Origin of the sequence: Psychrobacter sp. JCM 18902 (assembly GCF_904846615.1) — a bacterium.
In the GTDB taxonomy this organism is placed as follows: domain Bacteria; phylum Pseudomonadota; class Gammaproteobacteria; order Pseudomonadales; family Moraxellaceae; genus Psychrobacter.
Genome location: NZ_CAJHBK010000001.1, coordinates 2,787,806 through 2,806,435, shown reverse-complemented (window position 1 = coordinate 2,806,435; position 18,630 = coordinate 2,787,806). Strand labels below are relative to the sequence as shown.

16 protein-coding genes are annotated in these 18,630 nt (G+C 42.9%); 8 read left to right on the top strand and 8 right to left on the bottom strand.

The features are described from left to right. Positions 1-238 precede the first annotated feature (238 nt). Positions 239-2,179, top strand: a complete 1,941-nt coding sequence (gene thiC / locus JMY05_RS11630) for a phosphomethylpyrimidine synthase ThiC (protein WP_201615176.1) — start codon at positions 239-241, stop codon at positions 2,177-2,179. Between the two features lie 55 nt (positions 2,180-2,234). On the opposite strand, the gene JMY05_RS11625 is transcribed toward thiC, so the two are convergent. From JMY05_RS11625 to JMY05_RS11610, 4 genes are all read right to left on the bottom strand, one after another. Then, positions 2,235-3,380: a hypothetical protein gene (locus JMY05_RS11625; RefSeq protein WP_201615174.1), complete on the bottom strand. Its 1,146-nt coding sequence runs from the start codon at positions 3,378-3,380 to the stop codon at positions 2,235-2,237. A 6-nt stretch (positions 3,381-3,386) separates the two neighbouring features. Next, positions 3,387-4,454 carry a hypothetical protein gene (locus tag JMY05_RS11620; protein WP_201615172.1) on the bottom strand — a complete coding sequence of 356 codons (1,068 nt, stop codon included), beginning with the start codon at positions 4,452-4,454 and terminating at the stop codon, positions 3,387-3,389. Positions 4,455-4,579: 125 nt separating this feature from the next. Continuing rightward, complete coding sequence (locus JMY05_RS11615; protein WP_045443069.1) at positions 4,580-5,482, bottom strand: fructose bisphosphate aldolase; 903 nt, start codon at positions 5,480-5,482, stop codon at positions 4,580-4,582. Positions 5,483-5,674: 192 nt separating this feature from the next. After that, a complete protein-coding gene (locus JMY05_RS11610; RefSeq protein WP_045443066.1) occupies positions 5,675-6,523 on the bottom strand; it encodes a hypothetical protein in 849 nt (282 codons plus the stop codon). A 318-nt stretch (positions 6,524-6,841) separates the two neighbouring features. On the opposite strand from JMY05_RS11610, the gene JMY05_RS11605 reads away from it, so the two are divergent. Genes JMY05_RS11605 through JMY05_RS11595 form a run of 3 tightly spaced genes read left to right on the top strand, consistent with a single transcriptional unit; the run spans position 6,842 to position 10,341 of the window. Beyond that, entirely contained in the window at positions 6,842-8,749 is a 1,908-nt protein-coding gene (locus tag JMY05_RS11605; protein WP_201615170.1) for an ABC transporter ATP-binding protein, read from the top strand. A gap of 51 nt (positions 8,750-8,800) precedes the next feature. Further along, positions 8,801-9,691 carry an alpha/beta fold hydrolase gene (locus tag JMY05_RS11600; protein WP_045443064.1) on the top strand — a complete coding sequence of 297 codons (891 nt, stop codon included), beginning with the start codon at positions 8,801-8,803 and terminating at the stop codon, positions 9,689-9,691. Between the two features lie 17 nt (positions 9,692-9,708). Continuing rightward, complete coding sequence (locus tag JMY05_RS11595) at positions 9,709-10,341, top strand: alpha-ketoglutarate-dependent dioxygenase AlkB family protein (protein ID WP_201615168.1); 633 nt, start codon at positions 9,709-9,711, stop codon at positions 10,339-10,341. 189 nt (positions 10,342-10,530) lie between these two features. Here the strand turns inward: JMY05_RS11595 and JMY05_RS11590 are convergent, their stop codons facing one another. The 4 genes from JMY05_RS11590 to JMY05_RS11575 all read right to left on the bottom strand — a co-directional run bounded on the left by JMY05_RS11590 (position 10,531) and on the right by JMY05_RS11575 (position 14,415). Beyond that, positions 10,531-11,535 (bottom strand): NADP-dependent oxidoreductase, encoded by a 1,005-nt coding sequence (locus tag JMY05_RS11590; RefSeq protein ID WP_045443060.1) that lies wholly within the window; start codon positions 11,533-11,535, stop codon positions 10,531-10,533. Between the two features lie 87 nt (positions 11,536-11,622). Continuing rightward, complete coding sequence (locus tag JMY05_RS11585) at positions 11,623-12,381, bottom strand: endonuclease/exonuclease/phosphatase family protein (protein WP_045443058.1); 759 nt, start codon at positions 12,379-12,381, stop codon at positions 11,623-11,625. A gap of 4 nt (positions 12,382-12,385) precedes the next feature. Next, positions 12,386-13,138 (bottom strand): M949_RS01915 family surface polysaccharide biosynthesis protein, encoded by a 753-nt coding sequence (locus tag JMY05_RS11580; protein ID WP_201615166.1) that lies wholly within the window; start codon positions 13,136-13,138, stop codon positions 12,386-12,388. Between the two features lie 164 nt (positions 13,139-13,302). Further along, on the bottom strand, positions 13,303-14,415 hold the full coding sequence (locus JMY05_RS11575) for a hypothetical protein (RefSeq protein ID WP_045443051.1): 1,113 nt from the start codon (positions 14,413-14,415) through the stop codon (positions 13,303-13,305). A gap of 456 nt (positions 14,416-14,871) precedes the next feature. Between JMY05_RS11575 and JMY05_RS11570 the strand changes: the two genes are divergently transcribed. The 4 genes from JMY05_RS11570 to JMY05_RS11555 all read left to right on the top strand — a co-directional run bounded on the left by JMY05_RS11570 (position 14,872) and on the right by JMY05_RS11555 (position 18,578). Further along, complete coding sequence (locus JMY05_RS11570; protein ID WP_201615164.1) at positions 14,872-17,058, top strand: M3 family metallopeptidase; 2,187 nt, start codon at positions 14,872-14,874, stop codon at positions 17,056-17,058. Continuing rightward, positions 17,059-17,316, top strand: coding sequence for a YheV family putative metal-binding protein (locus JMY05_RS11565; RefSeq protein ID WP_045443046.1), 258 nt, complete (start codon positions 17,059-17,061; stop codon positions 17,314-17,316). 113 nt (positions 17,317-17,429) lie between these two features. Continuing rightward, positions 17,430-17,954 (top strand): hypothetical protein, encoded by a 525-nt coding sequence (locus tag JMY05_RS11560; protein ID WP_045443044.1) that lies wholly within the window; start codon positions 17,430-17,432, stop codon positions 17,952-17,954. A gap of 33 nt (positions 17,955-17,987) precedes the next feature. Further along, positions 17,988-18,578: a hypothetical protein gene (locus JMY05_RS11555; protein ID WP_045443041.1), complete on the top strand. Its 591-nt coding sequence runs from the start codon at positions 17,988-17,990 to the stop codon at positions 18,576-18,578. The last annotated feature ends 52 nt before the right edge of the window (positions 18,579-18,630 follow it).

Here is an 18,630-nt window from a genome sequence, read left to right as displayed (position 1 = left end):
ACGTGCAGAAATGCCTTTTTTATCCTCATTACTATCTTAATGTGCGTGATGTACTATTAAGTAGTGAAGACTGATATAAAGCTGCGTCCAACATTTGATGAGTATTATTCACGACTATATCCTTCAGTTTTAGTCGCGAATGATGCTCATGAGCTGAATTTGTCTGGATCACAGATGCTACCCCCGCAGCTACTGGCGGTGTTGCTTTTATTCAAAAACCAACACGCTAGGACAGCATATGACAACTTTATTAGCCACTTCTCCTTCTCAAAAACCTTCTAAGACAGATGCGTTAAAAACCCCTGCTCACCGCAGTGCCAGTGATGCGCGCTTTGAAGAAGACGCTCGCGACTTACACCGCATTCTCCCCGCCTCCCGTAAAGTTTATATCGAAGGCTCTAGATCCGATATTCAAGTACCCATGCGTGAAATCACGCTTGATCCTACCCCTGTGCAAGGCGTTTCTGAAAACGAATGGAAACAGAACCCACCATTTTATGTCTATGACACCTCTGGCGTTTATACCGATCCCAACGTCGAGATTGATTTGACCAAAGGCTTACCAAAGCTGCGTGAAGGCTGGATTGCTGAGCGCGGTGATACCGAGCAATTAAGCGGACTGTCTAGCTCTTACGGAATGGCACGCGCCCGCGATATCAGCACTGCCAATCTACGATTTGCTCATATCGACAAACCACGCCGCGCCAAAGATGTCGATGGCAAAGCTGGCAACGTCACGCAAATGCATTATGCTCGTCGCGGCATCATTACCCCTGAGATGGAATACATCGCCATTCGCGAAACGCAAAAACAGCATGAGCTGACCGATATGCGTCAACATGACGGTGAAAACTTTGGTGCTAATACGCCGACGGTTATCACTCCTGAGTTTGTGCGGAGTGAAGTAGCTACAGGTCGCGCAATTATCCCAAACAACATCAACCACCCAGAATCTGAACCGATGATTATCGGACGCAATTTCTTGGTGAAAATCAACGCAAATATCGGTAACTCAGCGTTAGGTTCTTCTATCGATGAAGAGGTGTCTAAAATGACGTGGGCCACGCGTTGGGGTGCGGATAACATCATGGATTTGTCGACTGGCAATCATATTCACGAAACGCGCGAATGGCTGATTCGTAACTCGCCAGTGCCGATTGGTACTGTACCGATTTACCAAGCGCTAGAAAAAGTCGATGGCGTGGCTGAAGATTTAACGTGGGAGATATTCCGCGATACGCTGATTGAGCAAGCCGAACAAGGTGTCGATTACTTTACTATCCATGCGGGTGTTTTATTAGAGTACGTGCCGCTAACTGCTGGACGCTTAACGGGCATCGTCTCGCGTGGCGGATCTATCATGGCGCAGTGGTGCATGTTTCATAATAAAGAGAGCTTTTTATATACTCATTTTGAAGATATATGTGAAATCATGAAGCAGTACGATGTGGCGTTTAGTCTAGGCGATGGCTTACGTCCAGGCTGTTTGCAAGATGCCAATGACGAGGCGCAATTTGGTGAGCTGCGTACCCTTGGCGAGTTGACCCAAGTGGCGTGGAAGCATGACGTACAGGTCATGATTGAAGGTCCCGGTCACGTAGCAATGAACCGTATTAAAGAGAATATGGACTTGCAATTAGAAGTTTGTGCCGACGCACCATTTTATACGTTAGGGCCACTAACCACTGATATCGCACCTGGTTACGACCATATTACCAGTGCGATTGGTGCGGCGATGATTGGCTGGTTTGGTACTGCTATGCTGTGCTATGTCACCCCAAAAGAGCATCTCGGTCTGCCTAATAAAAAAGATGTTAAAGACGGTATCATCACCTATAAAATCGCCGCTCACGCAGCAGATCTGGCAAAAGGTCATCCAGGCGCACAGGCGCGTGACAATGCCTTATCAAAAGCACGTTTTGAATTCCGCTGGGATGATCAGTTCAATCTAGCACTTGATCCAGATACGGCACGTGAGTTCCATGATGAAACCTTACCTAAAGACGCGCATAAGACGGCGCACTTTTGCTCTATGTGTGGACCTAAGTTTTGCTCAATGAAAATCACTCAGAATGTGCGGGATTATGCGGCAGGACTGGATAAAGATGCCGCTAATAAAAAATCAACTCCGAAATCGGATGATTCAATCAATGTAGGTCATGTTATTAAAGAGGTGTAGTGCTTTACTTACTGAAAACTGGCTAACTTAAAGAGCTTGAATCCATTCACTGGGTTCAAGCTCTTTTTGTACCTACTTGTGAGGGTTGTAAAAAAACTCGTTTCAAATAAGAATCGCATAACTTCATAATGATTAGATAAAAAGGCAAAACTAGTGGATAGCCAAAGATAACAATCAAAAGTGTATAGCCATGATACCTGCTAGCATGCTCGCCCAGTAACCAGTCTATAAAGTAAATTTTATAGAAAACTATCATCAATGCTATGAGAGGCACAATGAACACTCCCGACCAAAGGATTGCTTTTGCTTGTTTAGAATGCTTTTTGTGACTCGAACGCAACGATCTATAATGCATAAAACCAAGTAATACTATCGATACTAAAAACACTACTCTTCCATCTAAATCAATCAGCCATTGAGCCAAAGAACTTGGTGGCTGTCGGTAGGATATTTCTAGAACATCGTTAGGCAGATGATCAAAAAACCACTTAGAATCTGCTTTTATCATCCCACTTAAAGGTTCGCCAAGATTAGTCTTCAAATATTGCGACTCATCAGCAATCTTTAGAGTAACGGTCAGGTCACCAAAGCTTTTCCAAGTTTTGGCAGGTTTTAATGAATAGCTATAGATATATTGATTGGTCCAATCACTACGGTTTACTGTAGGATAGGCAGAATATTTAACATTAATGACATGATTGCCTTCGCTTAAGTTTATCTCAAAGTATTTAGCGTCATTATGGAACTGTACAGCCGTATCCGTTTCTGGATCATGATAAGCGGGCAATGATTTTGAATGACTTTCATAATCATAATTGATAAGTACTGGTACCGCTTGCCCATCGACTTCGACCATAAAGCTTTTGTCTGCATCATTCCCTATGCTACCGAACACCTCAAAAACCAAAGGTATTCGATCGCCTTCTTTAGCGCTATAAATTTCGTAAGTGACATCATAGTCAGCTTTATTAAAACCTTCAGCAATATTGATATCTATGTTTTCAGACAATATATCGATATCTTTGCTTGAATATGCCGTACTGGCATTAGTACCGTCGATAATGGGAGACGCCATATTGGCATAGCTAAACATGCTAGTACTTAATAAAAGCAATCCTAAAATAATCCTACGCATTAATATTCTCTCAAATGGCTCGTCAGCTAGCTGTTCGCGAATCACAAAGCTATTTACAGCCTTCAACTATAATTACTTTACTGTTTCAGTAACCGTCTGTTTAACCATCATAAAAACCACAAAACTAATTATCAAATAAATAGGTGTTATTACTATATAGCCTAACGGCAAAACCCATATAAAGAACAAATCGCGACTCTCTCCTGTTGCGCCTTGACCAATGATCATATCTGTCACCAGTAGATAGAGGTAATAAATTATCAGGCTAAGCAGAGGCACTAGAAAACCACCCACGAGCATGACTGTCCAAAGGGTTTCGGGCTGGGCTTGCTGTCTACGTTTCATCATACGTAAATGCAGTCCACCCAATACAAATAGCGCGAAACTTATAGTTATGAATGGCGAAACAGCCGTCAAAACTTTTGCCACAGGATTCAGAGGTGCTTGAATAGTAAAATCAATCTCTTTTGTTAGATTATCTTTGAAATGCCATTGGTTATTAGAAGGTAAAGTATTCTTCGTGCCATCGATACCAATACTGATATAGTCTAAACTACCATTGAAATTTAGCTTAATAAATGACCCTTTAAACTGCTTATCATCACTGACGCTCTCCTTCATCGGCACTAACGAATAAGAGTAAGTGCTTATCCCAGTCCAATCACTGCCATAATAATGCGGCTGGACGTCATAAGTAGCTGTAATAGTATGCAACCCTGACGACAAATCCAGATTGATATACTTTGAATCTGCTCTGAATTGCTCTAAACCAGTATTGGCTGGTATATAGAAGTCAGAAGTCTCAAGCCCGTTATTATCTTCAGTAACCGTTACAACAGGCACCGATTGACCATCGACAGTAATTTCGAACTCATTACTTTGTCCAAATTCATCGAATACTTCAAAAACCAATGGGAATTGAAGCCCTTCACGATTGTTATACAGCTTATAGCTCACTGTATAACCAGCATTATTAGCATCATCTGTAATATCGATATTAACTGTCTCTGATATAACATCGATGGCATTATTAAAATAAGCAGCGCTTGCCCAAGTACCTGAAAAATGTACAGGCTCCATAGACTGACTAGAAACACTCCAACTTAATAAAAATAATCCTAAAGTAATAAAGCGAAACACAACCTCTCCAGAGACTATGAAAGCAAACACAAGTTTAATAAATATCTACTGTGAATGCCATTAAAAAAATCCCAGCAAACCTGAAGTCAGCTGGGATTCAAAATCAATTATAAAGGTTGAAGGCTTTAAACCTTCGACGCCTCATAAATCTCTTCGATAGATGTGTTGATAGTATTAGCAAACTCATCATCACTTTGCTGCTTACTCAGCCCCTCAGTAAAGGCCCGTGAAAAGCTAGCAATCATACCCGGGTTTTGCTTGAGCTTAGCACAAGCATCGCCACGGCTGTAGCCGCCCGATAACGCTACAACTTTTAGCACTTTTGGATGATCAATCAGCTCTTGGTAAAAACCAGCTTCTTCAGGCAGGGTCAGTTTTAGCATCACTTGCTGATCATCAGCCAAACGATCCAGATTGTGCAAAATGCTGGTCTTTAGTATGACTTCACATTCATGCTTTTTGCTACTGTTGATATCGACTTCAGGCTCTACGATTGGCATCAGACCTTTTGAGAGTATCTGTTTTGCCACATCAAATTGCTGTTGCACGACCAGCTCAATGCCATCGACATTCGGCTCATAAATTACTGAGCGCATTTTGGTACCAAATACTGGATAGTTTTTGGCTTTATCGAGTAGCAAATCTAAATTTGGCATCGGACGCATCACTTGGACGCCATTCATTTGCTCAGCCAAACCCTTATCCACTTTTAAAAATGGGACAATATTTTTATCTTCCCATAGATAATTGGCCGTCGGTTTGCCATTGACCTCACGTTCCATAGTATCTTCGAACAAAATCGCCCCAAGCACACGCTCATTATCAAAAGCCTCGCAAGTCATGATACGCGCACGCATCTCATGCACTTGGTCGAACATGGCTTCATCGTTGTCATAATCATCGCCTGTGACACCATAATTCTCTAACGCTTTTGGTGTACTGCCACCACTTTGATCCAGTGCCGCGATGAACCCTGAACCATTTTTAATGCGTTGTAGCTGTTTGTTATATTGGTTTTGATATTCCATTGAGAGTGCGTCCTATTATTATTGGTTGAGGTCAAGTGTCACAAAGTAAATCGCTTTTTATTGGCTAATATTAGCCTTACTGTTTGTAGACAACCTTATCATAGGACGCTCTTTGTGCCTATATCTGATAAGTTAATGCGTTGATAAAATAATTATCACCTATCTTATGAGCTAACTCACTAGGCTGAACGTTTATGCTAAAAACAGCACTGCCACACAGCAAATGGCTAATAATAAACCCAAGACATTAATACGGTTAAGCGACTCCCTAAACACACCAACTCCTATCAAGGTTGCCACTGCAATGACACCGACATTCATGCCGGTAAAGACGATGCTAGGCGACTCGGATAATAATTGATGCGCACGTACATAAGCATAAATATTGCCCATATTGAGCGCACCTAATAACAATCCTACTGCGAGCGCATTCCCCTGCCAGCGCACCCGCGTAATCAGCAAATAAATAAACAGCAATAATCCTGCTAAACCAAAACTGACAAATAATGTCAGAGGAAAAGCAGTGCCCTGCTTGGCAACTTGCTTGAACAAGATATCAATAATGCCATAGCCTGCCCAGACGCCAAATAGCCAAAGCGGTGTATGCTTCGCTTGTCTGCTAATCTGACCCTGCTGTGGACGATAAATCAACGCTCCGAGTGCTAGAAAGCCTAATAACAGTCCAAATATTCGCGTGCCGGTCAGTACTTCACCAAACAATAAAAAAGCCGCGACGATAGGAATAATTAACGATAGCCGCTGAGCCGCATCGGTTGCTACCATTCCCACAGATTCAATCGCCCTTCCAAGGATAATAAATACCGCAGGTAGCAATATGCCAAGCGCAATAATAATCGCCCAAGCACCGCCAAGCGCATTCATGCCACTGACGTCTGGCTTCAATAAAAACCACGTCAGTAGAAAAGCCACCGGATAGCCTGCGACGATGGTCTGGCGTATGTCTATATTCTTCTGTCGTAACACTTTTAGCAATACTGAAACGGCGACACTACAAAGCACCGCAATCGTCAAATATATCATGAGCTACTACCTTGTTAAACTGCCACTTTACGGGGGTACTATTCGCTCATCATTCATATACTGAAGACAAAGCGCGAACTGCCAATTGGGATAAAGCCATAGAATGTAACAAAGTATTTCTTACACAGCAATCTATTTATTGGCTTTTATTCGACTGCTGACAAGTAGTTCGTTAGCCTTCAATTTACAATTAGCATGCAGGTCTGATTGGGAAGTTTGCTAAAATAGTACTCAATCCTAATAACAAAAGTAAAGATTCAAAATAACGAGTAATGTCGTTGATTTTGGCGTACTGCTATTGATGTTTTATGACTGCCTATGAATGCTCTATTTCGATTTTTTGAAACTCGCCTCCCTGCCTTTCCTGAAACCCCTATGCCGCTACCTTCACCCCGTGATGGCATGCTAAAGTTCTTGTGGGCGTGTACCAACGGTTTACGTGGCTGGCTATTGATATTTATGATTTTGTCTGCGGGCATTGGCATCTATGAAGCGATGCTATTTGCTTGGATTGGGAATATTGTTGACTGGCTAGGCGTCTATACACCGCAGAATCTGTGGTTAGAAAAAGGCGATATGCTACTGCTCATGCTAGCCGTCATGATCATGAGTCCGCTATGGATTGCATTGTCATCATTCATCCATTTTCAGACCTTGCAAGGCGTCTTTCCTATGCAAATGCGCTGGCGCTTTCACCAGCGGATGCTTGGGCAATCGATGCAGTTTTATCAAGATGAATTCTCTGGACGTGTCTCAGCCAAAGTAATGCAAACCGCACTGGCCGTACGTGATACAGTCATGACCGTCACCGACATGTTTATGTATGTCACCGTTTATTTTATTACGTCAGGTGTCATTTTATTTAATCTGGACAGCCTATTATTAATCCCGTTTATCGTTTGGCTAGTCTTGGTTGCGCTGACCATTTGGTACTTTATCCCTAAGCTCAAACAAACTGCCATTGTGCAAGCCGATGCCCGTGCTTTAATGACTGGCCGCATTACCGATGCTTACGCCAATATCATGACGGTCAAGCTATTTAGCCACTCACGCCGTGAGCTGAGTTATGCCAAAAATGCCATGGGGCAATTTTTAGGTACCGTCCATGCACAGATGCGCTGGGTCAGTTATTTAGAAGTATCAACCCATATGATCAGTGTGATTTTGGTTAGTGGCACTGCGGCTATTGGCTTATATTTATGGCAACAAGGCGCGGTCGGTGTCGGTGCGATTGCTGCCGCGACAGCCATGGCACTACGTTTGAACGGTTTGACTCGTTGGATCATGTGGCAAACTGCCAGTCTATTTGAAAGTATCGGAACCGTACAAGATGGCATGCGTACCTTATCAGCGCCGCAAAAAATCATTGATAAGCCCAACGCACCCGCTTTGAAAGTCACCGAAGGTCGTATCGTTTTTGATCATGTTGATTTCAGTTATGAGAATGATAGCGATGCGGTCGAAGGCGATAGCTTAGATACAGTGAAAACATCAGCAACGCCTACTACGAAGACTAAATTGCTCGATAACTTTTATTTGGACATTAAACCTGGCGAAAAGATAGGCTTGGTTGGACGCTCAGGTGCCGGTAAATCTACCTTGGTTAATTTATTGTTACGCTTCTTTGATGTTGATAGCGGTAAAATCCTTATCGATGGACAAGCAATTGATGAAGTCACCCAAGAGTCTTTGCGCCAGCAGATAGGTATGGTGACGCAAGATACGTCTTTGCTACATCGGACAGTACGTGAAAATATCGCTTACGGTCGTCCTGATGCAACCGACGAAGAAATTATTACGGCTGCCAAACAAGCGCAAGCATGGGACTTTATTAAAGACTTATATGATGATAAGGGCAATACAGGACTTGATACACAAGTCGGTGAGCGCGGCGTCAAACTCTCTGGCGGTCAACGTCAACGTATCGCCATCTCACGTGTTATGCTGAAAAATGCGCCCATTTTACTATTGGACGAAGCGACCAGCGCCCTTGACTCTGAGATTGAATTTGCCATTACCGAAAGCCTGAATGACATCATGACAGGTAAAACGGTCATTGCGATTGCCCATCGTCTCTCCACCATTGCCGCACTTGATCGATTGGTGGTCATGGATAAAGGTCAAATTATCGAACAAGGCAGCCATGATGAATTATTAAATCTACACGGTGTTTATGCTCGCTTGTGGCACCGTCAAAGTGGCGGATTTTTAGGTGAAGACAGCTAAGTACAACCCTTAATTTTCATTAAAAATCAGACACAAGGAGGTGTGTACATTATGAAAGCATTTGCAAAAAATATTAATATTAGTGGAAAACAAGCGCGCTACTATAACCTTAGCCAGCTTACGCCATCAATACAGTCAAGTACTGCCTCTCGCGTGCCAGCACACTTTTATGGTGGCAATAGTTTTACCGTTGGTACTTATAGTCCCTTATTAAGTGCGCTGGCAACTGACTTCAAAATCAGCTCGCTTGCGCTTCGTGGCTATTGGTATGACAAGCCGCAGCGCCGTCGTCTTACGCGCGAGCAGGATGCTGAGATACTTATTGAATTTTTAGAAAAAACGCAAGACAAACCCATCGTTGGTATTGGTCATTCGCAAGGAGCCACTGCCACTGCCATCGCTGCAGCCCAGCGCCCAGATCTGTTTTCACAGCTATATTTAATAGAGCCTGTGACGTTTACCAAACCACAAGCCAGACTTTACAACCTATTGCCGCGTAAGCTTCTGCTTAGTCGCGAACCATTTAAAAGCACTCTAACCAAACAGTCTACTTGGGCAAGCATCGATGATTATTATGAGAACTTACGTGCTCAACGTGCTTATAGGCGCATGAGTGATGCGCATTTGCGAGTATTTGCAGAGCAAAGTTTGTCCAAAGATACCAATGGCAGTTACACGCTGATATTTGCGCCTGAACAAGAGCTCGCCAACTATTTCGGCGCGCCGCATATCGATACCGCCCTCAAGCAATTAAGCTGTCCTTATACGCTTATCACTGGCAAGCCGACGTTGTTTATTAACCATAAAGTGCGACAACAATGGCAAAAATTCGTCCCTGATGACAGCATCATATCTTTGTTAGATTACGGTCATCTACTGCCGATGGAAGCACCTGAATTATGTGCTCAAGTTATCAATGAGCATTATCATAGTCATAAATGAGCTGAGCCGTCTAAGTGATGACTGACCTTTTTGCGCCTACACCGACTGATAACCTATTGCCTTACGATGGTCAGGTCAATGACTTAGGGGTAGTTATCAATGATGCTAACGCTCTGTATGAGAATCTACTAACCGAGCTACCTTGGCAGTCTGACATCGTGACGTTGTTTGGTAAAACACATGTTACCACTCGCCAAATCGTCTGGATGGGTGACCACGATGTCAGTTATCATTACTCTGGACAGACGCGTCGAGCCATTCCATGGTCAAAGCAGATGTTGCACGTAAAACGACATATTGAGCAGCAATTATCAAGCAGTGGTATCAACGTTGATTTCAATTCTTGCTTACTTAACCACTATCCCTCTGGTGAGGATGGCATGGGTTATCATGCCGACGATGAAAAAGAGCTGGGCGCGCAGCCGATTATTGCTTCTTTATCGCTCGGTGCTAGGCGAAAATTTGTTTTTAAGCATAAAACTATTAGACAAAAGAACAAGCCCGTCAAGGTTGAGCTATATCTTGAGTCCGGTCAGCTTATCGTTATGCATGGCGATACGCAGGATTTTTGGATGCATACCATTACAAAAACTAAAACTGTCTCATCAGGGCGCATCAGCCTCACGTTTCGAAAAGTGCTACCGCATTAAATTAATGTAACTTAATATAAGCTAGAGCGCGTCCTCGTTTTGAAAATGGGGATAAAAATGAGATAAACGGTAGCCAAACAAGGAAAATAGCTGATTAATATCGATATTAACCCGTTATTTGATGCAGTCTAGAAAGATTTAACCATTTTTAGCCCATTTAGTCGCATGCCTTCAGATTAAGCACATACTCTAGCTCACTTTCAAAACGATCTTGCCAAAAGCAGCACCTTTTTGCAGCTCATGATGAGCCGCGACCACTTCAGACAATGGATAGGTTTGCTGAATACGTAGCGTTAGCTTGCCATCTGCAACGAGCTGTAAAACTCGCGCCATATCTTTACCACTACGCTGCGCCTTATAACCCGCTACCTTTAACTGCTTCTGGCTACCTGCCTCTTTGAGTTTATCCACCCAAATCGTTGGTAACACATTGACGCGACCACCAGATTTGAGCACGCTAAGCGCTCGCACGCCTGCTTCATTACCGACCAAATCCAGTAGCACATCTGCCTGTAATTCAGGAAATTCATCGTTTTTGGTATAGTCAATCCAACCTGTAAGCTGATTGGTATCTATTATTTCATCAAGCTTGGCATATTTCTCTGGTGAGCAAATGACGGTCACCTTGATATTGTTTTTAGCCACTTTATCCATGAGCAGCTGAATCAACAAGTGACCCACGCCGCCTGCTGGCGCGTTTATCACCACATGCTCACCATTTTGAATATCTGCAAACTCTACAAACTGTATCGCCGTCTGTCCAATACAAGGCAGCGCACCTGCTTGCTGTAACGTGACAGAATCCGGTACTTTTGCCAGCATGTCAGCATCGACTGCTACATACTCTGCATAACAGCCACCATGAAAAGTCAGGGCAGCGACCTGTGTACCGATAGTAAACTGCTCACTACGACTATCGACCACAGTGCCTGACATATCAAACCCCAAAATTGCAGGCTCATTTTTATCAAACTTGTCTTTTTGAATGGCATCAGCGCCCCAGCCTTTGCCTTGACGCGTTTTGTAATCGACAGGATTGATACCCACGTAAGCAACTTTGACCAATACCTGATTATCTGTTAACACAGGAATGGCCACATCCTCTTGATAGCTCATCACTTTAGGTTCGCCAAACTCACGTATGAGTACGGCATGTTGGGTCGTTGGTAGCGGGTTATGAGAAAGAGTAGACATCGTTATATATCCTTATAGGTATCTATTGCTTTATTTTTGCATTCAATTTTATTTTTAGTGAATAACTTAAGCTTATCTAATAATCATTTATAAATGTGCCAATTCCGCACTGAGCGGCAGATGATCAGACAGTGTCGACCATGGTTTGCCCGTATGCACCCAGGCATTTTTCACTCTTAGATTACGCACATAAATACGATCTAAGCTAAGCACAGGAAGCTTGGCTGGGAAAGTTGGCAGCAGTTTGCCATGACAATGCTTGAAAGCTTCGGTCATACCCAAGCTAGTAGCAAGCTTATCACAAGACATTTTTTTCCAATCATTAAAATCTCCTGCCAAAATCAGTGGTTGATCAGGTGCAATCTCATTACGAACATAGTTGGCAATGGCTTCATATTGCTTGATGCGATCACGCTCAAACAAATTTAGGTGTGCACACAGTACAACCACTGGTACATCCCATCCAACTGGTTGTACTTCGCAGTGCAAGACGCCGCGCTGCTCAAGCTTATTGACGGTGATATTGACGTTATGCTTAGGATCCAATGGAAAACGGCTCAATACCGCATTGCCATGATGACCGTTTTCATACTCTGAGTTTTTACCATAGCTATTTTGCAGCTGTAAATACTCACCAAACCATTCATGTTGCGATTGGTCAGGATATTCGTTGTATTGCATATTGCGCTTAAGATTCTGACCTTGCACTTCTTGGAGACACAGTACATCGGAGCCAATAATATCGAGCGCTTGGGCGATACCTTGTATTTTAACTTGGCGATTCATCGGCGACATGCCTTTATGAATGTTATAGCTGGTTAGCACAAAAGAGGTTGTGGTAGTCATAGAATTAGTCATCATACTTAAAATAAATGGAACATTGGTTATCTCGCCACACTGATTGCAAGTGACGCCTAAATACTGATTTTTGAGGAGCTGATAGCGCTGATTGCTGTAGTAATTTTTCATCAATCTTGTAGTCACCACCGTAATAACCAGTAGCATCAACTGGCTGGTCTGTCTTGGCGTTACAAATTGCAGAGTTACCACGTACAGCAAGTTTTTGCTGCCCTTCGTACATGATTACTTTCATCTCATCATAACTTACGTCACCACGACAACCGAGATAATAAGGCACACTCACTTCGATAACACCGTTATTATTAATATCAGTCACTACGGCGGTGTTTTTAGCGAATTCTGCGATTACATCTAACCCATCGCAGGGTACATAATCATATATTTGCCATACTCGTAAAGCTTCTTGTTCATCTATAACATATAAATGCGTGAAGACCTCTCCTGCTGGCTCGTCAGGGCTATTGGTTGAATTGAAACGCTGTAATTGAACCAAATACTGTTCTCCTACTGTGCCGATCCAAGAACGAATAGCAACAATATCTTTGGTCTTTAGCCTCATTTTATTTTTTTTAGAGTCTATTTGATAATAGTTTTGAATAGAAGGCGGCAATTGACCCCATGATAGATGGCTCACAGATATATTATTCACATCTGTCTCTGCCATACTGAGACTGGAGCTAAAGGCTATCATTGCTGTGACGCTAAATTGCATAAGAGTATTTGGTATGTTATTTAGCATCATTTAACAACCTAAGGCAATCAAGTATAAGTTTTAGATAAAGGCTTAATATATCATCAATGTAAAAAGAGCATTGATTCTTATCGAACCAATGCTCCCATATTATACCTATCTTCTATCAATGGCGAATTCGCAAAGGATTGTCATCAATAGGCACTATCTATCAACTAATAGCGTGTCACCAAAGCAATTGGTTGATCTTCACCCATAATATCTTGTGGCATAAATACTGCTTCGCCACCATTATGAATGACATGCTCAATGATTTCGCCAATTGCATCATCAGTAACGCCTTCTGAAGCCGCATCATCTGCGAGACTCAAAGTCTGTGCCTTTTCATCAATTTTGGCTGATTGTATATAACCACGACGGACATAAAGCGTCTCGCCTGCACCTTGGAAGGCACTGCGGTAGACTTCTTGTAGATCTGTTTGCAACATATTGGCACCGCGTGCTTTATCAATCTCGCCCATGGCAGCTTGATGCAGTGATGTACGATAGCCTTCCACCGCCTCTTGCACACTATTGATAATATGCTGAGCACTACCATCTTCTAAATTGGTCGCATTTGACACTGTGGCAATGATGTTGTCTGGACGATCACAAACTTCTTTATAGTAGCCGATATTTTTAGCATCGCCAACAACGACGAGAGGCATTTTATGCTCACCCCACAGCTCTTGGACACTTTTATCCACCTGATTAAAAAACTCTTTTAGATAGCTGCTTTCATTATTAGACGAGCGATCCGATCCACCATCGCCTGTCGTATATAGACCGTTGTTTTCAATAGGAAATGGGATATTATCCATGTTTTTTTGTAAGTCATCGTCCTTATCGAACTCTCTCACCACGCGATCATTAGACGCTTCAATCAAGCGGGCATTATCACGAGTGAGCACCAAGGTGTAATAATGCACCGCGCTTGCCATATCACGCACCAAATCTCGAGTCGCAAAACGATGTGAAATCACCACACGCTCCGTGGTGTCAATCGGCATACGGATAACTTGCACATCGTCGGTACTGGCAAAAATAGCTAAGGTATCAAGATTTAAGTTGTGATTTAGCTCTTTGGTTTTATCATGAATCTTATCGAGTATAGTAGTCGCTGTGCGCTTATCGTATTCGTTGGTTAAGCGTTCTTCAGCCACTTTTAATTGGTTCTTCAGGGCAATGGGATCTTGATCATTAGCAGGATGCTCACGATGAGTCTTAACAAAGATACTAACCGCAGGGTTGGCTTTGGTTTCACGTAAACTTTTGAGAGTCGCTTTCATTTATTGCTCCTTGTTTTATTATCATTTACTTTTAACATTGTGATTTTTGCTATGAGTCAACTGATTAATAGTTTTTGCTATCAGTAGTACTTAATCTTTTTATTCCGTTGCCTTGATGCTAGCAGTCAAACCTCACTCGCTGTAGGGTTAATTTGCAAGCAAATGATAGCGCTTTGTAAGTAGAACACTCTGTATTGTTCTAAAAGTCTAGCTGATCGGCTTTAAACCCGTTTAATATTCACTATCTTCTCGCTTCACTTTTTATATAGTCAATGATTAGGTTGCATTTTCGTCAAACGAACCCATCTTTTATATAGCTTATCGATAAGACAGCAAAAAAAGAAAAATAACACAAAGCTAATAACGTTCTAAATGTCACGGCAAGCCAATCTCTTATATAAAGCGACGTTTACTCAATAATAATTCATTCACTACGATCAGATATCGGATACTTTTATGAAAACCCTTCCTGCAGATTTACGCCTTGTCGATTTTGACAACGTTTCGCCAAGTACATTACAAAGCCATGTCATCAGTGCCATCGATGCAGCCAATACATTTTTAGATGAGATGAGTGCAGATACTGACAACCATGATAGCGCTGCTAATATCAGTGCTGAGCAAGCGCTGGCCGATGTGATGACTTTTGATCATATTAATCTGGCATTGGATCGCAGTTGGGGCATTTTATCGCACCTGAATAGCGTCATGAGCAATGACGACATTCGTCATGTCCATCATGAACTGCTACCCACACTATCAGCTTATGGCACACGAGTGGGACAGTGTCAGCCGCTATTTAATCGTTATCAAACTATCGTCAATGACACAGCATTTTTTGCGGCGCTTGAGCCTGCACGAGCGCGGGCTATTGAGCTTGCGCTACGCAGTTTTGAGCTGTCAGGTGTCGCATTACCAAAAGATAAACAGGAAAAGTTTGCGGCTATTCAAAGTCAGCTTTCTACCTTATCAGCGACCTTTTCAGACAATGTACTGGATGCCACCCAAGCTTATGCCTTACCGCTGCAGCAAGAGCAATTGGTAGGTCTAACCGAAAGTGGACTGGCGCTACTCGCAGATGTTGGCGAACAGTATAAAGCGCGCGCGCTTGCCAACGGTACGCTCACGCAAGTAGAAGTCGATGCGTTGCCAAGTCCTTATTACGTGGCAAGCTTAAATATCCCTGTTTATCTTGCCATCATGACCCATGCGGATGACCGTGAACTGCGCGAGACCCTATACCGCGCTTATGTCACTCGTGCTTCTGAGTTCGATGCACATACCAATGCCAAAGGTGAGTCGCTAAACAATGCCGATATCATGGGTCAAATCCTGCAATTACGTGAGCAAAAAGCCAAGCTATTAGGTTTTGACAATTATGCAGAAGTCTCACTATCGACTAAAATGGCAGATAACGTAGCAGAAGTAGAAACCTTTTTACGGAGTTTGGACACGCAAGCAACTCCAGCGGCTAAGCAAGACTTAGCTCAGTTGCAAAAGTATGCGCAGGATTATGGTATTGAGGAGTTACAGGCGTGGGACAGTGCGTATGTCGCCGAAAAAGTCAAACAAAGCGAGTTCAGCTTATCGCAAGAAGAAATCCGCCCGTACTTTCCCTTACCAAAAGTGATTAGCGGATTATTTGCCATCGTTGAGCGTCTGTACGGTATCAAAGTCCAAGAGCAAAGTGAATCCGTATCACGCTGGCACGACGATGTCAGCTTTTATCAGTTGTTTGATGCTGATGATAACTTGCTTGGTGGCTTTTACTTTGACTTATTTGCACGCAGTGGTAAACGCGGCGGCGCTTGGATGAGTGGTTTTCAGTCACGTTATACTTACAGTGAAAAAAATCATCAGCAGCTGCCCGTTTGCTTTATGGTCGGCAACTTTACCCCTGCCCTCGATGGCAAACCAAGCTTATTGACGCATGATGAAGTATTGACTCTATTCCATGAGTTTGGTCACGGCTTGCATCATTTATTAACCCAAGTGACAGTCGGTGATGTCGCTGGTGTCAATGGCGTTGAGTGGGATGCGGTCGAGTTGCCCAGTCAATTTATGGAAAACTGGGCATGGGATGCCGAAGGTATTGCGCTGATTAGTAGCCACGTCGAAACCGGTGCGCCCTTGCCTAAAGACAAACTTGCAGCGTTATTGGCGGTGAAGAATTTCCAAAGCGGCATGCAAACCCTACGTCAAATCGAATTCGCACTGTTTGACTTATTGATTCATGCGCATACGCCAGCGCTAGATTATGACGGTATATTAGCCACGCTAAATACCGTTCGAGACGACATTGCTATCATGCAGACACCTGACTACAACCGTTTTGCTAACGGCTTTAGTCATATCTTTGCAGGCGGCTATGCGGCAGGTTATTACTCGTATAAATGGGCAGAGTTGCTATCGGCAGATGCCTTTAGCAAGTTTGAAGAAGAAGGTATTTTTAACCCTGTCACTGGTAAAGCCTTCCGTGAGACTATCCTAGCAGTCGGTGGTAGTTTTCCTGCCAAAACCAACTTTGAAAACTTCCGTGGTCGCAGTGCTAGTATCGATGCGTTGTTACGTCATAGCGGTTTTGCTGATACTAAAAAAGGCAGTGCTGCTGCTAATGCCTCAACAACACATGGGATGATTTAAATGCGCTATCAATCAACGCGACCAAAGCGACAGTTTTTATCCGGTGTTCGCTGCCCTAAGTGTCAAGCGATGGATGCGGTGGTACAAATAAACGTCGTCACCCCAGAACCTGATGAGTATATTGAATGCACATTATGTGGACATAGCGAACATCGCCCTGATCCTGATGCAATCAGTGCCAAAAACCATGCTGAAGACCAAATTGCACGTGATATTATGGCTACTGGTACCAGCGGCACAGTAAAATTCAAACCTTAAATATTAAGCGTCAAGTCTTAATAGCTACCAGCCTATCTAGCAATAGATAGGCTTTTTATTTTGAGTTTGCTATAGTATGGCTACTTATATTTCTAACATAAATCGACTATAGTATGAAAAGCCAAAAAATGCGTCGTCTGTCAACCAGGTCACTGAAAAAAAAGCCCAGTAAGTCACGCCAGAAATGGTTGTCAATTATTATATTAGCGGCATTACTGATTGGCTACTTGGTCTGGAAAAACAATTCAATAGACACTAATACTGCGCCTATCGAAAGTACACCACCGACGACCGAACCAGATAGCGCTACTCAATTAGATGCTACGTCCTTAGGTAATAATGACAATAGTTCAAACAATAGTGACTTAACGTCAAATACTAATGAGACAACCACAGTTAATCAAATACCTAATGCTGATGCTATCTTAAATGCGGCTTTGCCAGAAACAGATAGTCTTGCCAAAGAAGAAATAGATCGCTTAGAAGACGAGCGTAAGCGCTTAGCTGAACAAGAAAAATTGGCTGCTGAACAACTGACGATGAACAAGCAATTAACTGATATGAAAGCAGAGCAAATCGCCCTACTTGAACAACAAATAGCGCAATTAGAAGCCGAGACAAACGGCGACAAACAGTAGCTCATTATTTAGACTTTTATCAAGGGGCTGACAATGGCAAATATACAACTAACCCATGCCCCTATCTTAAATAGTAGCGCGCAGCTGCTTATTCTACCAGTCAATACTGCAGGGATTCTTTTAGATCCTGTTCTCACAAAAGCTAAGACTTTATTTGCTGATAATTATCAACGTTACTATCGTGCATGCCGTGATGGCAGTTTACGTGTTGGCAGCTGCTTACTGCATAAACGCGCGCTTGAGCAAGCTGGTTTAAGTATCAGCAGTAATGGTAATCAGCCCAGTTATATCGCTAATCTTGTGGTATCAAATCATCCTTACCACCCCACACGGTCACAATGGTTAATTGCCGCGTTGAATGATTTATCTGAGCAGCTTATCCCGCTCATCCGTTATCAAGGTATTCGCAGAATTGCCCTAATGGTACGTCCTCTTATTCATAACCACTCACGAAATGATACAGATAACGTGTCCAACGCAGCCAATTTAGCAAACACAGGCTCACTTGCGTTAGACTGGCACGCTGATATCTTGCCGTTACTCATACAGCACCTACAAGATTTGCCTAAAGTTCGAATCGATATTCATCTTCCTAAAGACTTTAATATAGACCAATCACTTTGATATAGACCAGTTACTTTAATAGGATATTCTACTGCAAACAAGATTTTACACC

What these genes read in the sequence shown, in the direction of transcription:
- thiC (WP_201615176.1), top strand. Translation starts at nt 239, where the DNA reads ATGACAACTTTATTAGCCACTTCTCCTTCTCAAAAACCTTCTAAGACA.
- JMY05_RS11615 (WP_045443069.1), bottom strand. Translation starts at nt 5,482, where the DNA reads ATGGAATATCAAAACCAATATAACAAACAGCTACAACGCATTAAAAAT.
- JMY05_RS11610 (WP_045443066.1), bottom strand. Translation starts at nt 6,523, where the DNA reads ATGATATATTTGACGATTGCGGTGCTTTGTAGTGTCGCCGTTTCAGTA.
- JMY05_RS11605 (WP_201615170.1), top strand. Translation starts at nt 6,842, where the DNA reads ATGAATGCTCTATTTCGATTTTTTGAAACTCGCCTCCCTGCCTTTCCT.
- JMY05_RS11600 (WP_045443064.1), top strand. Translation starts at nt 8,801, where the DNA reads ATGAAAGCATTTGCAAAAAATATTAATATTAGTGGAAAACAAGCGCGC.
- JMY05_RS11595 (WP_201615168.1), top strand. Translation starts at nt 9,709, where the DNA reads ATGACTGACCTTTTTGCGCCTACACCGACTGATAACCTATTGCCTTAC.
- JMY05_RS11590 (WP_045443060.1), bottom strand. Translation starts at nt 11,535, where the DNA reads ATGTCTACTCTTTCTCATAACCCGCTACCAACGACCCAACATGCCGTA.
- JMY05_RS11585 (WP_045443058.1), bottom strand. Translation starts at nt 12,381, where the DNA reads ATGACTACCACAACCTCTTTTGTGCTAACCAGCTATAACATTCATAAA.
- JMY05_RS11580 (WP_201615166.1), bottom strand. Translation starts at nt 13,138, where the DNA reads ATGATGCTAAATAACATACCAAATACTCTTATGCAATTTAGCGTCACA.
- JMY05_RS11575 (WP_045443051.1), bottom strand. Translation starts at nt 14,415, where the DNA reads ATGAAAGCGACTCTCAAAAGTTTACGTGAAACCAAAGCCAACCCTGCG.
- JMY05_RS11570 (WP_201615164.1), top strand. Translation starts at nt 14,872, where the DNA reads ATGAAAACCCTTCCTGCAGATTTACGCCTTGTCGATTTTGACAACGTT.
- JMY05_RS11565 (WP_045443046.1), top strand. Translation starts at nt 17,059, where the DNA reads ATGCGCTATCAATCAACGCGACCAAAGCGACAGTTTTTATCCGGTGTT.
- JMY05_RS11560 (WP_045443044.1), top strand. Translation starts at nt 17,430, where the DNA reads ATGAAAAGCCAAAAAATGCGTCGTCTGTCAACCAGGTCACTGAAAAAA.
- JMY05_RS11555 (WP_045443041.1), top strand. Translation starts at nt 17,988, where the DNA reads ATGGCAAATATACAACTAACCCATGCCCCTATCTTAAATAGTAGCGCG.